The sequence below is a fragment of the Acidovorax sp. GW835-FHT14B10 genome, assembly GCF_058793725.1.
Window position 1 is genome coordinate 99,648 of sequence record NZ_JBXAGC010000013.1, and the last position, 18,507, is coordinate 118,154.

Here is an 18,507-nt window from a genome sequence, read left to right on the forward strand (position 1 = left end):
CGCTTTTGCCGGAAGAACCGATGCGCTTTACCCCGCCCCGCTTGCCCGTCGTCCGCACCATCGGGCTGATGCAACCGCTGGCCTGGCTGGCCCTGGGCTGGCGCGACATGGCGCGTGCCGGCTGGATCAGCTTTGCCCACGGCCTGGCCATCACGCTGCTGGGTGCCGTCATCATGGCCGTGGCCTACAACCGTTTCTGGCTGCTGGCGGGCGCGCTGTCGGGCTTTCTGGTGGTGGCGCCGGTGCTGGCCACCAGCCTGTATGCCCTGAGCCGGGCGCTGGAGCGCAGCGAGCCCGCCAACGCCGCCGTGGTGCTGAAAACCTGGCTCAACTGGCAGAACAGCCATGTCAACAAGTGGGGCAACGACTATTGGTGCATGGTGCAGTTCGGCGTGCTGCTGGCGCTGGCCGCCACCGGCTGGGTGGTGACCTCGGCGGCCCTGATCACCCTGCTGGCGCCCGTGCCCATCGAGACGCCGCGAGACTTTCTGCTGCATGTGGTGCTGGCCCGCGAGGGCTGGCTGTTCGAGCTGTGGCTGGCGCTGGGCAGCCTGATGGCCGCGCCCATCTTCTTGTCCAGCGTGGTGGCCATGCCCTTGCTGCTGGACCGGCGCGCCAGCCTGCGCCAGGCCATCCTGACGAGCTGGCAGTCCGTGCTGGCCAACCCGGTGCCGATGGCGCTGTGGGCCGCGCTGATTCTGGGTTTCACGCTGCTGGGACTGGGTTCGCTGCTGCTGGGGATGGTTGCCGTCATGCCCATGCTGGGCCATGCCAGCTGGCATGCCTACCGCGACCTGGTGGACGCCTCCAGCCTGCCGCCGCGCGAATCGTACAAGGGTCCTGCCCAAGGGGGGCGCTCGTGATTTTTGGATTTACCGAAGCGCAGATTTCGAGCTTCTTCCTCACCTACGGGGTGGGGGCTTTCATCCTGTACATGGTTTTCATCATCGGGCAACTGGCCTGGGCTTCCAAGGCCGGCCGGTTTGGCACCTTTGTGCTGTTCCTGGGGCTGGGCGTGGGCTTCCTGGGGTTCCTGGCCAAGGTGGTCATCCAGTGGTGGCTGGAGAAATAACGCGATCCCCCGGCCTGCCAGTGGCCCGGGGCGATCGCTAACGCGCTCCCCGGCAGCAGGCCCAGACCCAGACCCCAGTTGCGGGGCCCGGCGCGCCGCTCAGTCGGGCTTGACCTTGGCGCGCAGCAGCACCTTTTTCCAGCGCGCCTGCTCGGCTGCGATGAACTGGGCAAACTGCGCGGGCGTGCCGCCAATGGCTTCGGCCGCGTCGCCATGGAGGCGCCTGAGCGATTCCGGTGCCTTGACGGCCTTCATGGTTTCGGCGGCGAGCTTGTCGATGTGCTCCTGTGGAAGGCTGGCAGGGGCCAGCATGCCGTACCACTGCGTCATCTCGAAACCGGGAAAGCCTTGTTCGGCCACGGTGGGCACGTCGGGCAGCTGCGGCAGGCGCTGGGCCGAGCCGGTGGCGATGCAGCGCACCTTGCCCGACTTGATGAACGGCAGCATGGCGGCGGCGCCCACGGCCGCGGCGTCCAGCCGGCCCGACAGCAGGTCGGTCATCATGGGGCCGGTGCCGCGGTAGGGCACATGCAGCATGAACATGTCGGCCGTCATCTTGAGGTATTCAAACGCCAGGTGCCCCGCGCTGCCGTTGCCCGCCGAGCCATAGCTGAGCTTGGCCGGGTTCTTCTTGGCATAGGCAATGAATTCCCTGAGGTTCCGGGCCGGCACATCGGGGTGCACCACGTACAGGCTGGGCACCTTGGCCAGCAGGCTCACGGGCTTGAAGTCCTTGTGGGCGTCGTAGGGCAGCTTGTCGAAGATGAAGGGGTTCACCGCCAGGGTACCGATGTGGCCCAGGATCAGCGTGTGCTGGTCTTCGGCGCGCGCCACTTCCTGCATGGCGATGTTGCCCGCTGCGCCCGGCTTGTTGTCCACGAACACACTCTGGCCCAGCGTCTTGGAGAGCTCGGCGGCGGTGGAGCGGGCCACGATTTCCGAGCTGCCACCTGGTGCAAAGGGCACCACGAAGCGCACCGATTTGCTCGGCCAGGCGGCCTGGCCCCACGAAGTCGCGGGCAGCAGGCCACCCAGGGCCATGGTGCCGCTGGCGGTCAGCAGCTGGCGGCGGGTGGGGCACAAGGCGGAAGAGGGGTGGGGCGGCATGGTGCAGTCTCCTTGGCAGGAATTCCAGTCAAAAATGGGCTGCGGCCATGGTGCATTGCCACGCTGTCAAACTGCTGTCGGTGGGCTAAGGAGTTTCCCGGGGGCGGTTGCTGTGGCCTCCCAGTCCATCCGCCTTCGCCCCTCAGACCAGGGCTGCTGCTGCCGTGCCGCTCAGCACCGCGCCTTCCAGCGTGGCCGGGTAGCGGCCTTCGATGTAGTCGCCGCAGGCGCACAGGCCGTCCGCCAGTGCCGGCGTGGGCCGCTGCAGGCCGGGGGTGCAGGCAAAGGTGGCGCGTTTTTCAACCACCGTCTGGACGATGCCCAGGCCCTGCAGTCCCAGCTGTTCGTGCGCCTGCCGCAGCACCGCGCGCTCCAGGGTGGCGCGGTCGCCCGCGCTGGCGCTGACCACAAACGCCAGCACACCCGCCAGGCCGCCCAGCTGGCCCCGGTCGAACACGAACTGGGCGGGCCGGCCCGCGCCAGGGTGCAGCGCCAGCATGGGCCGGCTGAGCAAGTGGCCTTGCGTTGGCGCCGGCGCCTGGACATACACGGTGGAGATGGCGGTGAAGCGCAGCGCCTGTGCGCTGTCGGCCCAGGCGTGCAGGGCGGCCGCCTCGGGGCCTGGCAACGTGCTGTGTGCCGTCAGCGCCAGGCGGGCCGCCTCGGTGCTGGTGGTGGCCAGCACCACTGCGTCAAACGGCAGGTCGTCCACCCGCCAGCCTGCGCCGCCGTGGGGACCAACTGCGGGACTGCGCGCCAGGCGCTGCACCCGGTGGCCGGTGTGCAGCGCGCCGCCCTGGGCCTGTAGCCAACGCCCGGCCGCTTCAGGAAACAACACCCCCAGGTCGGTGCATGGCAGCAGCAGGTTGGAGCCACCCCGGCCGCTGAACAGGCTGTCCTGCAGCACGCGCAAAAACACCTGGCCGCTGGCTTCGTGCGCCAGGGTGTTGAGGGCCGACACGCACAGCGGATCGATGAACTCGGCCATCAGGCGCGGCGTGAGCCCGGCGCACAGCTGGGCCACCGTAACCTCGGGCGCGCAGCGAAAGCCCCGCCGCTGCCAGCCCGAGGCCGTGCGCAACAGTGCCAGCTTGTCGCGCCAGTTCCAGCCCCGGGCGGTGGCGATGCCCACCAAAGCATCCAGCGGCGGCGGCAGATCGGGCAACTGCAGCCCCTGGCCATCGGGGAACTGCAGCGTGAGCGGCAGGCGCAGCAGCGCAGTGTCGGGGTCCACCCCCACCAGCCGCATCAGGCGCAGGCACTCGGCGTAGGCGCCAATCAGGATGTGCTGGCCGTTGTCCAGCATGGCCGCGGTGCCATCGGGCAGCGTGCCCGGCACGGCGCGCGCACGGCCGCCCACGGTGCGCGCTGCTTCAAAAACGGCGACCTGGCGGCCCGCCTGCGTGTGCGCAATGGCGGCGGCCATGCCGGCCCAGCCGGCACCGATCACGGCGACCCGTGCCGCCATCAGGACATGCGCCCGAGCGCCTGCACCTTCCACGCCAGCCAGAACTTGCGCAGCGGCGTGAGGCGAATGCGCTGGTGCAGCACCTGGAAGTTCTCATGTTCGATCTCGCGCAGCAGCGTGCGGTAGATGCTGGCCATCATCAGGCCGGGCTTTTGGGCGCGGCGGTCGGCGTCGGGCAGCAGGGCAAAGGCCTCTTCGTACAGGCGGTGCGCGCGCTCGGCCTGAAAGCGCATCAGCGCGGTGAAGCGGTCGGAATACTGGCGCTTCAAGATCTCGTGCGCCTTCACGTCAAACTGCTGCAGCTCGCTTACCGGCAGGTAGATGCGGCCCAGCATGGCGTCCTCGCCCACGTCGCGGATGATGTTGGTGAGCTGGAACGCCAGGCCCAGCCGGTGGGCATATTCGGTGGTGCGCGCATCCGTCTGGCCAAAGATGCGCGCCGCCACCTCGCCCACCACGCCCGCCACCAGGTGGCAATAGCCCGAAAGGCCGGCAAAGTCGAGGTAGCGCGTCTGCTCCAGGTCCATCTGGCAGCCGTCGATCACCGCCTGCAGGTGGCGCTGCTCAATGCCATAGACCGCCGTGTGCGGCATCAGCGCCAGCATCACCGGGTGGGTGGGTTGGCCGGCAAAGGCCTTGGCCACCTCGGCCTGCCACCAGGCCAGCTTGGTGCGGGCCACGCCGGGGTCGGACACCTCGTCGACCACATCGTCCACCTCGCGGCAAAACGCATAAAACGCCGTGATGGCCGCGCGGCGCGGCGCGGGCAAGAAGAGAAAGGCGTAATAAAAGCTGCTGCCCGAGGCCACGGCTTTTTGCTGAACGTACTGCTGCGGTGTCATGGGGCGGAATTGTCCCATGGCGCACCACGGCTGGCGGGGTGCACGGGTTTGCAGTATTTTTAGTCTTTAGCGGTTGATAGGTAAGCGCTGGCAGCTATGGATTTGAGAGTGACTGGTTTTGAAGCGCCTCAGCACTCCACCACGTTCACGGCCAGCCCGCCGCGCGAGGTTTCCTTGTATTTCACCTTCATGTCGGCGCCGGTCTGCATCATGGTCTTGATGACCTTATCGAGCGAGACCACATGCTGGCCGTCGCCGCGCAGGGCCATGCGGGCGGCGTTGATGGCCTTGATGGCACCCATGGCGTTGCGTTCGATGCAGGGGATCTGCACCAGGCCGCCCACGGGGTCGCAGGTCATGCCCAGGTTGTGCTCCATGCCGATCTCGGCGGCGTTCTCGATCTGCTCGGGCGTGCCGCCCATCACGGCGGCCAGGGCGCCGGCGGCCATGGAGCAGGCCACGCCCACCTCGCCCTGGCAGCCCACCTCGGCACCGGAGAGCGATGCGTTCTCCTTGTAGATGATGCCGATGGCGCCCGCAGTGAGCAAAAAGGTGGCGATGCCGTCTTCGTTGACCTTGCCGGCACCCAGCAGAAAGTTGACGTAGTAGTGCAGCACGGCGGGGATGACGCCCGCCGCGCCGTTGGTGGGGGCGGTGACCACGCGGCCGCCAGCGGCGTTTTCCTCGTTGACGGCCATGGCGTACAGGTTGACCCAGTCGAGCATGGCGAGCGGGTCGCGCAGGGCGGCCTCGGGGTGGCTGCTCAGGCTTTTGTGCAGTTCGGCGGCGCGGCGGCGCACATGCAGGGGACCGGGCAGATTGCCGGTGCTGGCGCAGCCGCGCTGCACGGCGCCGGCCATGGTCTGCCAGATGGCCAAGAGCTGGCGGCGCACTTCACCATCGCTGCGCCAGTGCTGTTCGTTGGCGGCCATGAGCTGGGCGGGGGTGAGGCCGGTGGCCTGGCACTGGGCCAGCAGCTCGGCGCCGGTGCGGAACGGGTAGGGCAGGCCACGGCCGTGGCCGGCTGTCTCGGCATCGGCATCGGCGCCGGCGGCCAGGTTGAGCACGCGCTCGCCGGTGGCATCGATCACGAAACCGCCGCCCACCGAGTAGTACTCGCGCGTTGCGATCTCTTCGCCCTGCGCGTTGACGGCGTGAAAGCACATGCCGTTGGGGTGCAGCGGCAGGCTTTTGCGGCGAAACAGCAGGTGCTCTTTTTCGATGAAGGGCACGGTGTGCGTGCCCAGCAGGGCCAGCGTGCCGCTGCTGCGGATCTGCGCAATGGCGGGCGCGATCTGCTCGGGATTGATCCGGTCGGGCTCGTGCCCGGCCAAGCCCAGCAGCACGGCCCGGTCGGTGCCGTGGCCCACGCCGGTGGCCGAGAGCGAGCCGAACAATTCCACCGCGACGCCGTGCACCGCCGCCAGGCCCACGCTGGCCTGCAGGTAGCAGGCGAATTGCCGCGCGGCAATCATGGGCCCCACGGTGTGCGAGCTGGAGGGGCCGATGCCGATCTTGAAGAGGTCGAAAACGCTGACGGAGAAGGGGGAGGAGGTCATGGTGGCGAGGCTAATCGGACGGCAGGGCTGCAGCATGCGCGCAATCCCTGCCCACCACGCACCGCCTGCGCTGCAACCATGGCGGTTGGTAGGTTGATTGCTTCATATTTCATAGCATTTGATGCTTATGGGGTAAGCCATTGCGGCTGTTTTGGTTTCAAGCCTTTTGACCGAGACGCCCCCGTGTCAGATCGCCTTGCCGCCCATGAATCTTTCTTACATTGCCAGCGCGCGGCCCAGCATCAGGCACCAGTCCCAGGCGTGGAGCTTGGGGCGCGTGTGCAGGCTGCCGCCTTGCAGGGCATCGACCTTGTCGAGGATGCGCAGGCCGCCTTGCACCACCAGGCGCAGCTCCCAGCCCGCGCGGCCGGGCAGGCGGTGGACCAGGGGGGCGCCGCTTTGCATGCTGGTGCGGGCCCAGCGGGCGCAGTCGGCAACCAGGCGCGCATTGTCGGGGGTGCTGCGCAGCGCCTGCAGGTCGGCAGGGCCGGCGCCGTGGCGGGCGCAGTCGGCGTGGGGTAGGTAGTGGCGGCCGCGGGGGATGTCCACGCTCAGGTCTTGCCAGAAGTTGATGAGCTGCAGGGCGGTGCAGATGGCGTCGCTTTCTTGCAGCGCCTGTGCGCCGGTCACGCCATACAGGTGCAGCAGCAGGCGGCCGATGGGGTTGGCGGAGCGGCGGCAATAGTCGAGCAGTTCGGCGCGGTCAGTGTAGCCCTGGGCGTCGCGGGTTTTTTCCACGTCCTGGATGAAGGCGCTGAGCAGGTCGTCGAGCAGCGGCACCGGCAGCTGGTGCTGGCGCAGCACGGCCTGCAGCGGGCCAAACACGGCGGCCCAGGGCGCCGCGGGGGGCTGGCCTGCGGCCACGCGGGCCAGTTCGGCCCGGTAGGCGGTCAGGTCGGCCAGGCGCTGGGCGGGCGTGGCGTCGCCTTCGTCGGCCAGGTCGTCTGCCGTGCGGGCAAAGGCGTAAAGGGCGGCAATGGGCTGGCGCAGGTGGGGCGGGCACAGCAGCGAGGCCACCGGGAAGTTCTCGTAGTGCGTGACGGGCGCGGCCACCACCGGCGCGGTCGGCTGTGGTGCTGCGGCAGTAGCAGGGTCAGGAGCGTGCGGGCGTTGATTCACAGGCGGGATTGTCGCTTGACATTGCCAGGGCGTCCCTCTAGATTACTAACCAGTCAGTCAGTAAAATTTTGCGGTTTGGTTGCCTTGTCCCGCTGAAAACATGGGAGCCCATGGGCGGCGCTTTGATCGTCGCCGCATGGGTGCGGGGCACCTGCCGTTCTTACCCCGGATGTCCCATGCGCACACCTTTCACCTGGCGGCATTCGCTGCGGTTTTTGTTTCTTGTTGTCTCTGCCGCCTCGCTGGCGGCCTGTTCCCGGCCGGCGCCGCCCGAGGAGCCCGTGCGCGCGGTGAAGTTGCTCACGGTGGGCGTGGGGGCGCTGCAGTCCAGCCTGGAATATGCGGGCGAGGTGCGCGCGCGTGTGGAATCGCGCCTGGGCTTTCGGGTGGCGGGCAAGATCGTGCAGCGCCAGGCCGAACTGGGCCAGCGGGTGAAGGCCGGGCAGGTGCTGGCGCAGCTCGATCCACGCGATTACCAGTTGGCGGCAGATGCCGCGCGCGCGCAACTGGCAGCGGCGACCACGCAGCGTGATCTGGCGGCGGCCGACGTCAGGCGCTACCAGGCCCTGAAGGAGCAGAACTTCATCAGCGGCGCCGAGCTGGAGCGGCGCGAGGCCACCCTCAAGGCCGCACAGGCCACGCTGGACCAGGCGCGCGCGCAGCTGTCTTCGCAAGGCAATCAGACCGGTTACACCACGCTGGTGGCCGATGTGTCGGGCGTGGTTACGGGCATCGAGGCCGAGCCGGGCCAGGTGGTGGCAGCGGGCACGCCCGTGGTGCGCATTGCGCAGGACGGTGCACGCGATGTGGTGTTTGCGGTGCCCGAAGACAAGGTGGCGCGCATCGCGCGCGGCCAGGATGTGGCGGTGCGCGGCTGGTCGGGCGGCGCGCCGCTGACGGGCCGCGTGCGCGAGGTGGCGGCCAGCGCCGATGCGGCCACGCGCACCTACCAGGTCAAGGTGGCGCTGGAAGGCGGCGATGTGCCGGCCCTGGGCGCCACGGTGTATGTCACGCCCAAGGCCTTGAGCCACGCGGGCGTTGCGGCCATCAAGCTGCCCACCAGCGCGCTGCGCCAGGAGGGGCAGGCCACGGCGGTGTGGGTGTATGACCCGGCCACCAGCACGGTGCGGTCGCAGGTGGTGCAGATTGCCACGGCCGATGGCAACGACGCCGTGGTGGCGTCGGGCCTTGCGCCGGGCATGCAGGTGGTGGCCACGGGGGTGCATGTGCTCTCGCCGGGACAGAAGGTCATGGTTTATCGGCCAAAAGTGGTTGTTGCGCCTGTGCCTAAAGCGCAAACAGCTACGAATTCAGTAGCGATTCCTCCGGTGCCTGCTGCCTCTGCGGCGGCTGCGGCCTCTTCCGCAAAGTAAGGCAGGCCATGACCCAACGACAACCCCAAGAGGGGTTCAACCTCTCCAAATGGGCGCTCGACCACCCGGCGCTCACCCGCTACCTCATGGTGGTGCTGATGCTGCTGGGCTTCGCAGCCTATTTCCAGCTGGGGCAGGACGAAGACCCGCCCTTTACCTTTCGGGCCATGGTGGTGCGCACCTACTGGCCGGGCGCCACGGCGCAGCAGGTGGCCGAGCAGGTGACCGACAAGATCGAGCGCACGCTGCAGGAGGTGCCCTATGCCGACAAGATCCGCAGCTATTCCAAGCCCGGCGAGTCGCAGATCATCTTTCAGATCAAGGATTCGTCCAAGGCCAGCGAGGTGGCCAACGTCTGGTACACCGTGCGCAAGAAGGTGGGCGACATGCGCTACACCCTGCCGGGTGGCATCCAGGGGCCTTTTTTCAACGACGACTTTGGCGATGTGTATGGCGTGATCTATGCGCTCGAATCCGAAGGCTTCAGTTATGCCGAACTGAAAACCTTTGCCGACGATGCGCGCCAGCAGCTGCTGCGCGTGCCCGATGTGGCCAAGGTCGAGCTGTTTGGCGTGCAGGACGAAAAGCTGTTCATCGAGATCTCGCAAAAGCGCCTGGCCCAACTGGGCCTGGACATGAGCCAGGTGCTGGCCCAGCTGGGGCAGCAAAACGCGGTGGAGAGTGCCGGCGCCTTCCAGACCCCCCAGGACCAGGTGCAGGTGCGGGTGGGCGGGCAGTTCAATGCCATTGAAGACCTGCGTGCCATGCCGATCCGGGGGCCGTCGGGTGCGCAGCTGCGCCTGTCGGACATTGCCGAAGTCCAACGCGGCTATGTGGACCCGGCCACCGTGAAGGTGCGCCACCAGGGGCAGGAGGTGATCGCGCTGGGCGTTTCCATGGCCAAGGGCGGGGACATCATTGCGCTGGGCAAGGCACTGCACGCAGCCACCGACCGCATTGGTGCCACGTTGCCAGCGGGGGTGAAGCTGGTCAACGTGCAGGACCAGCCCAAGGCGGTGGCCAGCTCCGTGAATGAGTTCGTCAAGGTGCTGATCGAGGCCGTGGTCATCGTGCTGGTGGTGAGCTTCGTCAGCCTGGGGCTGCACAAGCGCCCCGGCAACCAGCCGCTGTGGAAGCGCTGGTACATCGATCCGCGCCCCGGCCTGGTGGTGGGCATCACCATCCCCATGGTGCTGGCCATGACTTTCCTGGCCATGTGGTACTGGAATATCGGCTTGCACAAGATTTCGCTGGGTTCGCTCATCATTGCGCTCGGTCTGCTGGTGGACGATGCCATCATTGCGGTCGAGATGATGGTGCTCAAGCTCGAAGAGGGCTACGACAAGGCGCGCGCCGCCACGTTTGCCTATGAGCTCACCGCCATGCCCATGCTCACGGGTACGCTGATCACGGCGGCCGGGTTTTTGCCCATCGGCATCGCCAAATCCATGACCGGAGAGTACACGTTCGCCATCTTTGCCGTCACGGTGATTGCGCTGGTGCTCAGCTGGATCGTGTCGGTGTACTTTGTGCCCTACCTGGGCACGCTGCTGCTCAAGGTGCCGCCCCATGTGCTCGCGGTGCAGGCCAGCCAGGGCATTGCCGACGATCCGCACGAGGTGTTCGACAGCCCGTTCTACACCGCCTTCCGTCGGTTGGTGCATTGGTGCGTGGAGCACCGCTGGCTGACCATCGGTGCCACGGTGCTGACCTTCGCTCTGGGCATTGCGGGCATGGGCAAGGTGCAGCAGCAGTTCTTCCCGGATTCGAGCCGCCCCGAGATCCTGGTGGACATCTGGTTCCCCGAAGGCACCTCCTTTGCGGGCAACGAAGAAGTCACCAAGCGCGTGGAGCAGCGCCTGCTCTCCGAGCCGGGCGTCAGCACCGTGAGCACCTGGGTGGGGTCGGGCGTGCCGCGGTTCTATCTGCCGCTGGACCAGGTGTTCCCGCAGACCAACGTGTCGCAGTTCATCGTGCTGTCGCAGGATCTGAAGGTGCGCGAATCCCTGCGGGTGGCGCTGCCTGAATTGCTGGCGAAAGAGTTTCCGGAGGTGCGCGGCCGCGTCAAGCTGCTGCCCAACGGACCACCGGTGCCATACCCCGTGCAGTTCCGCGTGGTGGGGCCCGATCCGCTGGTCCTGCGCGAGCGTGCGGACGAGGTGAAAGCCCAGCTGCGCCAGAACCCCAACATGCGTGGCGTGAATGACAACTGGAACGAGTCCGTGAAGGTGCTGCGCCTGGAAGTGGACCAGGCCAAGGCGCGAGCACTGGGCGTGACCAGCCAGTCGATCGCCCAGGCGTCCAAGACCATCCTGTCGGGCGCGCAGGTGGGCCAGTTCCGCGAGGGTGACAAGCTCATCGACATCGTGCTGCGCCAGCCGCTCGAAGAGCGCAACGCCATCACCGACATCGCCAACGCCTACCTGCCCACGGCCTCGGGCAAGTCGATTCCGCTCACGCAGATCGCCAAGCCCGTGTTCACCTGGGAACCCGGCGTGATGTGGCGCGAGAACCGCGACTACGCCATCACCGTGCAAGGCGATGTGACCGAAGGCCTGCAAGGCGCCACCGTGACGGCGGCGCTGCTGCCTGCCCTCCAGGAGATGGAGGCGAAGTGGCGCGCTGCGGGGCAAGCGGGCTATCGCATCGAGGTGGCGGGCGCCGTGGAGGAAAGCTCCAAAGGCTCGGCGTCGATTGCGGCGGGCATTCCGATCATGCTGTTCATCACCTTCACGCTGCTCATGCTGCAGTTGCACAGCTTCAGCCGTGCGATGCTGGTGTTCCTGACCGGGCCGCTGGGGCTGGCGGGCGTGGCGGCAGCGCTGCTGTTGCTCAATCGCCCGTTCGGCTTCGTGGCGCTGCTGGGCGTGATTGCGCTCATGGGCATGATCCAGCGCAACGCGGTGATCCTGATCGACCAGATCGAACAGGACCGCGCCCGGGGCGTGCCCGCCTGGGACGCCATCGTGGAATCCGCGGTGCGGCGCTTGCGTCCCATCGTGCTCACGGCCGCTGCCGCGGTGCTGGCCATGATTCCGTTGTCGCGCAGCGTGTTCTGGGGGCCGATGGCCGTGGCCATCATGGGTGGACTCGTCGTGGCCACGGTGCTGACATTGCTGGCCCTGCCAGCCATGTATGCCGCCTGGTTCCGGGTGCGACGCCCGGTTCCCGAGCTGGCATGAGCGCCGGGATTCAAAGCGCCTGCCGCATCAGGGTAAAATAGAAGGTTGACCGATTTCACACAGGCGGCAGCCCAGCTTGCCGCCTGTTTGTTTGTAGAACCGCGCGGGTGGCGAAATTGGTAGACGCACCAGGTTTAGGTCCTGACGCCAGCAATGGTGTGGGGGTTCGAGTCCCCCCCCGCGCACCACCCATGTGAGACTTTGCGGAACACGGCGCCGCTGCGCTGCAGCCAGCACGATCCACATTCATACGAGGAAGAGCGATGTCCGTTACTGTTGAAACCCTTGAAAAGCTCGAGCGCAAGATCACGCTGAGCGTGCCCCTGACCACCATCCAGACCGAAGTCGATTCCCGTCTGAAGCGCCTGGCCCGCACCGTGAAAATGGACGGTTTCCGTCCTGGCAAGGTGCCCATGAACGTCGTCACCCAGCGCTACGGCTACTCGGTGCAGTACGAAGTGCTCAACGACAAGGTGGGCGAGGCTTTCGCCGTGGCGGCCAACGAGGCCAAGCTGCGCGTGGCCGGCCAGCCCCGCATCACCGAAAAGGAAGGCGCCCCCGAGGGCCAGGTCACGTTCGACGCCATCTTCGAGGTTTTCCCCGAAGTCAAGATCGGTGAGCTGGCGGATGCGGAAGTGGAAAAATTGTCCACCGAAGTGACCGATGCTGCCATCGACAAGACCGTCGACATTCTGCGCAAGCAGCGTCGCAGCTTTGCCCAGCGCGCCGTCGACGCTGCCGCACAAGACGGCGACCGCGTGACCGTGGACTTCGAAGGCAAGATCGATGGCGAGCCATTTGATGGCGGCAAGGCCGAAGACTTCCAGTTCCTGGTGGGTGAAGGCCAGATGCTCAAGGAATTCGAAGACGCCGTGCGCGGCATGAAGTCGGGCGAAAGCAAGACCTTCCCCCTGGCATTCCCCGCCGACTACCACGGCAAGGACGTTGCCGGTAAAACTGCCGACTTCCTGGTCACCATCAAGAAGATCGAAGCCGCCCATCTGCCCGAAGTGAACGATGCCCTGGCCAAGTCGCTGGGCATTGCCGATGGCTCGGTGGAAGGCCTGCGTGCCGACATCAAGAAGAACCTGGAGCGCGAAGTCAAGTTCCGCCTGCTGGCCCGCAACAAGGCAGCCGTCATGGACGCCCTGGTCGCCAAGGCCGAACTCGACCTGCCCAACGCCAGCGTGCAGGCTGAAATCGCCCGTCTGCTGGAAGGTGCCCGTGCCGAGCTCAAGCAGCGCGGCATCAAGGACGCTGACAAGGCGGAAATCCCGGAAGACGTGTTCCGCCCCCAGGCTGAGCGCCGTGTGCGTCTGGGCCTGGTGGTGGCCGAACTGGTGCGCGCCAACGAACTGCATGCCAAGCCCGAGCAGCTCAAGGCCCATATCGACGAGCTGGCTGCCAGCTACGAGAAGCCTGAAGACGTGGTGCGCTGGTACTTTGGCGACCGCCAGCGTCTGGCCGAAGTCGAGGCGGTGGTCATCGAGAACAATGTGACCGATTTCGTTCTGGGCAAGGCCAAGGTCGTTGACAAGGCGGTGTCGTTCGACGAACTGATGGGCCAGGGCTGAGGCCGGGCCATCGGGAGCGCGTCCCTTGCGGATGATCTCGCGGTAGCCGTCCATCAGGGGCTTGTGCTTTTGTGCACAAGCCCCAATTCATTTCTGGATACAGTATCTGCTTGACTGGAGAAACAATGAGCGCACTGGAAACACAAGCCCTGGGCATGGTCCCCATGGTTATCGAGCAGTCGGGCCGCGGTGAGCGGTCCTATGACATCTATTCGCGCCTGCTGAAGGAGCGCGTCATTTTCCTGGTGGGCGAGGTCAATGACCAGACGGCCAACCTGGTGGTGGCGCAGTTGCTGTTTCTGGAAAGTGAAAACCCTGAAAAGGATATTTCTTTCTATATCAACTCCCCTGGCGGCAGCGTGACGGCTGGCATGTCGATCTACGACACCATGCAGTTCATCAAGCCGGATGTCTCCACGCTGTGCGTGGGCTTCGCCGCCAGCATGGGTGCATTCCTGCTGGCCGCCGGTGCCAAGGGCAAGCGTTTTTCGCTGCCCAACTCCAAGGTCATGATCCATCAGGTGCTCGGCGGCGCGCGCGGCCAGGCGACCGATATCGAGATCCATGCGCGCGACATCCTGCGTACCAAGGACCAGATGAACCGCATCCTGGCCGAGCGCACGGGACAATCGTTGGAAAAGGTCAAGGCAGATACCGAGCGCGACTACTTCCTCACGGCCGATGAAGCCAAGGACTACGGCATCATCGACCAGGTGATTCACAAGCGCTCCTGAGTCGGCCCCCGGTGGCCGCGCGGCGTTTTCCCACAGGGAAGACGCCGTTTTTTATTTGGGTATCATCCCGACAACTTTCCGAAACAAGGCATTGTCCCCATGGCCGAGAAAAAAGGCTCTTCCAGCGAAAAAACCCTTTACTGCTCTTTTTGCGGCAAAAGCCAGCATGAAGTGAAGAAGTTGATCGCCGGCCCGTCGGTCTTTATCTGCGACGAGTGCATTGACCTGTGCAACGAGATCATCCGCGATGAGCTCCCAGCCGGTGACCTGGCGCGTGAAGGGCGCAGCGATCTGCCCACGCCGGTGGAAATCAAGAACAATCTTGATAACTATGTCATTGGTCAGGACCAGGCCAAGCGTACGCTGGCGGTGGCGGTCTACAACCACTACAAGCGCCTGCGCCACAAGGACAAGGCCCACAAGGATGATGTGGAACTGGCCAAGAGCAATATTTTGCTGATCGGCCCCACGGGTTCGGGCAAGACGCTGCTGGCGCAAACCCTGGCGCGCATGCTGGACGTGCCCTTTGTCATGGCCGACGCCACCACGCTGACCGAGGCCGGTTATGTGGGCGAGGACGTCGAGAACATCGTTCAGAAGCTGCTGCAAAGCTGCAACTACGAAGTCGAGCGGGCCCAGCGCGGCATTGTCTATATCGACGAAATCGACAAGATCTCGCGCAAGTCGGACAACCCCAGCATCACGCGCGACGTGTCGGGTGAGGGCGTGCAGCAGGCGCTGCTCAAGCTCATCGAAGGCACCATGGCCAGCGTCCCGCCCCAGGGTGGGCGCAAGCATCCGAACCAGGATTTCCTGCAGATCGACACGACCAACATCCTGTTCATCTGCGGCGGCGCGTTCGCGGGGCTGGAAAAGGTCATCGAAAACCGCACCGAGGCCTCGGGCATCGGCTTCGGCGCCTCGGTCAAGAGCAAGAAGCAGCGATCGCTGTCCGAGGTGTTCACCGAGATCGAACCCGAAGACCTGATCAAGTTTGGCCTGATTCCCGAACTGGTGGGGCGCATGCCCGTCGTGACGGCGCTGGCCGAACTGAGCGAAGACGCGCTGGTGCAGATCCTGACCGAGCCCAAGAATGCGCTGGTCAAGCAGTACAGCAAGCTGCTGGCCATGGAGGGAGTGGATCTGGAGATTCGCCCCGCTGCCTTGAAGGCCATTGCCCGCAAGGCGCTCGCCCGCAAGACAGGGGCCCGCGGCCTGCGCTCCATCCTGGAACAGGCGCTGATCGGGACCATGTTCGACCTGCCCAACACCAGCAACGTCGAGAAAGTGGTGTTGGACGAATCCACCATCGAAGAAAACAAGCCCCCCTTGCTGGTGTACCGCGAGGCCGCCAAGAAGGCTTGAGAAGCCCGGAGCGGGCGCCATGCTGCGACCCCCGAATCATCAACCCTTGCAACAGCGCGGTCGCGCGCAAGGGTTGAAAATCCCCACATGTGGACCATATTCCACAGAGCACTTTGAGGATTTCCATGTCCGGACATAACCCCCTGCCAGCCACCCCCATTGATCTGCCGCTGTTGCCACTGCGCGACGTGGTGGTGTTTCCCCACATGGTCATCCCGCTGTTCGTGGGACGCTCCAAAAGCATCAAGGCGCTGGAGTTGGCCATGGAGTCCGACCGCCGCATCATGCTCGTGGCCCAGAAGGCTGCGGCCAAGGATGAACCCTCGGTCGAAGACATGTTTGATGTGGGTTGCGTGTCCACCATCCTGCAGATGCTCAAGCTGCCCGACGGCACCGTCAAGGTGCTTGTAGAGGGTCAGCAGCGTGCCCTGGTGACGTCCATCGCGGATGCCGAGACGCACTTCACGGCCACCGTGGCACCTGTCGAGCAGGACCAGGAACAGCACAAATCCAGCGAAATCGAGGCGCTTCGCCGTGCCGTGATGCAGCAGTTTGACCAATACGTCAAGCTCAACAAGAAGATTCCACCCGAGATACTGACCTCGATCTCCAGCATCGACGATCCTGGCCGCTTGGCCGATACCATCGCCGCGCATCTGCCCCTGAAACTGGAAAACAAGCAGGTGGTGCTGGATCTCTCCGACGTCAAGGCACGCCTCGAGAACCTGTTCGAGCAGCTGGACCGTGAAGTGGACATCCTGAATGTCGACAAGAAAATCCGTGGGCGCGTGAAACGCCAGATGGAAAAGAACCAGCGCGACTTCTATCTCAACGAGCAGGTCAAGGCCATTCAGAAGGAGCTCGGCGAGGGGGAAGAGGGCGCCGACGTCGAAGAGATTGAAAAGAAGATCAAGCTGGCCAAGATGCCGGCAGAGGCCCGCAAGAAAGCAGAGGCCGAGTTCAAGAAGCTCAAGCTGATGTCGCCCATGTCGGCCGAGGCTACGGTGGTGCGCAGCTATATCGATGTGCTCACGGGCCTGCCCTGGAGCAAGAAGAGCAAGATCAAGCACGATCTTGGCAATGCCGAAACAGTGCTCAATGAGGACCATTTCGGCCTCGACAAGGTCAAGGACCGCATCCTTGAATACCTTGCGGTGCAGCAGCGTGTGGACAAGGTCAAGGCGCCCATCCTTTGCCTGGTGGGGCCACCGGGCGTGGGCAAGACCTCGCTGGGACAGTCGATTGCCAAAGCCACCGGGCGCAAGTATGTGCGCATGGCGCTGGGTGGCATGCGCGATGAAGCGGAAATCCGCGGGCATCGCCGCACCTACATCGGTGCCATGCCCGGCAAGGTGTTGCAGAGCCTGGGCAAGGTGGGAGTGCGCAATCCGCTGTTCCTGCTGGATGAAATCGACAAGCTGGGCACTGATTTCCGAGGTGACCCGTCGAGCGCACTGCTGGAGGTGTTGGATCCGGAGCAGAACCACACCTTTGGCGACCATTACGTGGAGGTCGATTTCGACCTGAGCGACGTCATGTTCGTGGCGACATCCAATTCCATGAACATTCCGCCAGCCTTGCTCGATCGCATGGAGGTGATTCGACTGTCGGGTTACACCGAAGACGAAAAAACCAGCATTGCCATGAAGTATCTGCTGCCCAAGCAGCTCAAGAACAATGGGGTAAAGGCTGAAGAACTCCTCATCACCGAAGCCGCCGTGCGCGACATGGTGCGTTACTACACCCGCGAGGCCGGGGTGCGCTCGCTGGAGCGTGAACTCTCCAAGATCTGCCGCAAGGTGGTGAAGGGGCTGCAGCTGAAGAAGCTGACCCCGCAGGTGGTGGTGAACGAGGACAACCTGCCCGACTTTCTGGGTGTGCGCAAATACACCTATGGCCGTGCGGAGCAGCAGAACCAGGTCGGCCAGGTGGTCGGGCTGGCGTGGACGGAGGTGGGTGGCGATCTGCTCACCATCGAGGCGGCCACCATGCCGGGCAAGGGCGTCATCACCCGCACGGGTTCGCTGGGCGATGTGATGAAGGAGTCCGTCGAGGCCGCCCGCACGGTGGTGCGCAGCCGTGCACGCATGCTGGGCATCAAGGATGAAGCCTTCGAAAAGCGCGACATCCACATCCACGTGCCCGATGGCGCGACGCCCAAGGATGGCCCCAGCGCAGGTGCCGCCATGACCACTGCGTTTGTATCGGCGCTCACGGGAATTCCGGTGCGCGGCGATGTGGCCATGACGGGGGAAATCACCCTGCGCGGTGAGGTCACGGCGATCGGCGGGCTCAAGGAGAAATTGCTGGCTGCTTTGCGCGGCGGCATCAAGACCGTGTTGATCCCGGAAGAGAACGTCAAAGATCTGCAGGAGATCCCGGACAACGTGAAAAGCGGGTTGGAGATCGTGCCGGTCAAGTGGATCGACAAGGTGCTGGAAGTGGCGTTGGAGCGCAAACCTGTCGCCTTGAGCGAAGAAGAAGCGGCCGTGGTGGTTGCGTCGGCTGCAGAAAAATCAGCCGGGGGTGTGGCCAACGCCGATCCATTGAAACATTGATGCAAAAAATGCTGGCGCACCCCGAAAATTGCGCTACAATTCATTCCATCGCAGCAAACGTTGTACAATGTGAGGCTTCGGTAAAATGCGGGAATAGCTCAGTTGGTAGAGCGCAACCTTGCCAAGGTTGAGGTCGAGAGTTCGAGACTCTTTTCCCGCTCCAATTTCCACAAAAAGGGAAGCAGATGCTTCCCTTTTTTGTCAGGGAAGCGCGATTTTCTGGCGCGGTAGCAAAGCGGTTATGCCCCGGATTGCAAATCCGGTTAGTCCGGTTCGACTCCGGACCGCGCCTCCAGAACACCATTGGTTCAGGCCAGTGCATCAAGGTCCTTCGGGGCCTTTTTCGTCGGTTCGATTCGGTGGAGTCAGAGAAGTGTTTTCTGAAAATTTCTCTGGATTCGCCGGAGGAACAGAAAATGGCGCTATAATTTGAGACTTGCTGGTGCACGCTGAAGGTGACTAAAGGGTGCAAAAGTAAATGCGGGAATAGCTCAGTTGGTAGAGCGCAACCTTGCCAAGGTTGAGGTCGAGAGTTCGAGACTCTTTTCCCGCTC

13 protein-coding genes and 4 tRNA genes are annotated in these 18,507 nt (G+C 64.7%); 12 read left to right on the forward strand and 5 right to left on the reverse strand.

Annotated elements, in window-relative coordinates:
• The first annotated feature begins 20 nt into the window (after positions 1–20).
• Both AC1Q5S_RS12030 and AC1Q5S_RS12035 read left to right on the forward strand, forming a co-directional pair.
• Positions 21–863, forward strand: coding sequence for a DUF2189 domain-containing protein (locus AC1Q5S_RS12030; protein WP_422203340.1), 843 nt, complete (start codon positions 21–23; stop codon positions 861–863).
• Complete coding sequence (locus AC1Q5S_RS12035; protein ID WP_026435941.1) at positions 860–1,072, forward strand: DUF2788 domain-containing protein; 213 nt, start codon at positions 860–862, stop codon at positions 1,070–1,072. Before AC1Q5S_RS12030 ends, AC1Q5S_RS12035 begins: the two co-directional genes overlap by 4 nt.
• A gap of 99 nt (positions 1,073–1,171) precedes the next feature.
• On the opposite strand, the gene AC1Q5S_RS12040 is transcribed toward AC1Q5S_RS12035, so the two are convergent.
• From AC1Q5S_RS12040 to hpnC, 5 genes are all read right to left on the reverse strand, one after another.
• The gene (locus AC1Q5S_RS12040) at positions 1,172–2,179 is read right to left on the reverse strand and encodes a Bug family tripartite tricarboxylate transporter substrate binding protein (RefSeq protein WP_422203343.1); all 1,008 of its coding nucleotides are present in this window, start codon (positions 2,177–2,179) and stop codon (positions 1,172–1,174) included.
• A 142-nt stretch (positions 2,180–2,321) separates the two neighbouring features.
• Entirely contained in the window at positions 2,322–3,647 is a 1,326-nt protein-coding gene (gene hpnE, locus AC1Q5S_RS12045) for a hydroxysqualene dehydroxylase HpnE (RefSeq protein WP_422203345.1), read from the reverse strand.
• The gene (hpnD, locus tag AC1Q5S_RS12050; RefSeq protein ID WP_422203347.1) at positions 3,647–4,489 is read right to left on the reverse strand and encodes a presqualene diphosphate synthase HpnD; all 843 of its coding nucleotides are present in this window, start codon (positions 4,487–4,489) and stop codon (positions 3,647–3,649) included. The genes hpnE and hpnD overlap by 1 nt, the downstream gene beginning before the upstream one ends.
• Before the next feature lie 128 nt (positions 4,490–4,617).
• A complete protein-coding gene (locus tag AC1Q5S_RS12055; RefSeq protein ID WP_492238939.1) occupies positions 4,618–6,048 on the reverse strand; it encodes an L-serine ammonia-lyase in 1,431 nt (476 codons plus the stop codon).
• Positions 6,049–6,264: 216 nt separating this feature from the next.
• Entirely contained in the window at positions 6,265–7,167 is a 903-nt protein-coding gene (hpnC, locus tag AC1Q5S_RS12060; RefSeq protein ID WP_422202768.1) for a squalene synthase HpnC, read from the reverse strand.
• A 176-nt stretch (positions 7,168–7,343) separates the two neighbouring features.
• On the opposite strand from hpnC, the gene AC1Q5S_RS12065 reads away from it, so the two are divergent.
• The 10 genes from AC1Q5S_RS12065 to AC1Q5S_RS12110 all read left to right on the forward strand — a co-directional run bounded on the left by AC1Q5S_RS12065 (position 7,344) and on the right by AC1Q5S_RS12110 (position 18,506).
• The gene (locus AC1Q5S_RS12065; protein ID WP_303833603.1) at positions 7,344–8,540 is read left to right on the forward strand and encodes an efflux RND transporter periplasmic adaptor subunit; all 1,197 of its coding nucleotides are present in this window, start codon (positions 7,344–7,346) and stop codon (positions 8,538–8,540) included.
• 8 nt (positions 8,541–8,548) lie between these two features.
• Positions 8,549–11,722, forward strand: coding sequence for an efflux RND transporter permease subunit (locus AC1Q5S_RS12070; RefSeq protein WP_303833604.1), 3,174 nt, complete (start codon positions 8,549–8,551; stop codon positions 11,720–11,722).
• Positions 11,723–11,823: 101 nt separating this feature from the next.
• Positions 11,824–11,910 (forward strand) — tRNA-Leu (locus tag AC1Q5S_RS12075).
• Between the two features lie 75 nt (positions 11,911–11,985).
• Positions 11,986–13,296, forward strand: coding sequence for a trigger factor (gene tig, locus AC1Q5S_RS12080; protein WP_422202766.1), 1,311 nt, complete (start codon positions 11,986–11,988; stop codon positions 13,294–13,296).
• A gap of 125 nt (positions 13,297–13,421) precedes the next feature.
• Positions 13,422–14,030, forward strand: a complete 609-nt coding sequence (gene clpP / locus AC1Q5S_RS12085; RefSeq protein WP_303833606.1) for an ATP-dependent Clp endopeptidase proteolytic subunit ClpP — start codon at positions 13,422–13,424, stop codon at positions 14,028–14,030.
• A 99-nt stretch (positions 14,031–14,129) separates the two neighbouring features.
• Complete coding sequence (gene clpX, locus AC1Q5S_RS12090; protein ID WP_303833607.1) at positions 14,130–15,395, forward strand: ATP-dependent Clp protease ATP-binding subunit ClpX; 1,266 nt, start codon at positions 14,130–14,132, stop codon at positions 15,393–15,395.
• Positions 15,396–15,520: 125 nt separating this feature from the next.
• Positions 15,521–17,953 (forward strand): endopeptidase La, encoded by a 2,433-nt coding sequence (gene lon / locus AC1Q5S_RS12095; RefSeq protein ID WP_303833608.1) that lies wholly within the window; start codon positions 15,521–15,523, stop codon positions 17,951–17,953.
• Positions 17,954–18,040: 87 nt separating this feature from the next.
• Positions 18,041–18,116: transfer RNA gene (locus AC1Q5S_RS12100), tRNA-Gly, on the forward strand.
• A gap of 58 nt (positions 18,117–18,174) precedes the next feature.
• Positions 18,175–18,248, forward strand: a tRNA-Cys gene (locus AC1Q5S_RS12105).
• Positions 18,249–18,433: 185 nt separating this feature from the next.
• Positions 18,434–18,506: transfer RNA gene (locus AC1Q5S_RS12110), tRNA-Gly, on the forward strand.
• The last annotated feature ends 1 nt before the right edge of the window (position 18,507 follow it).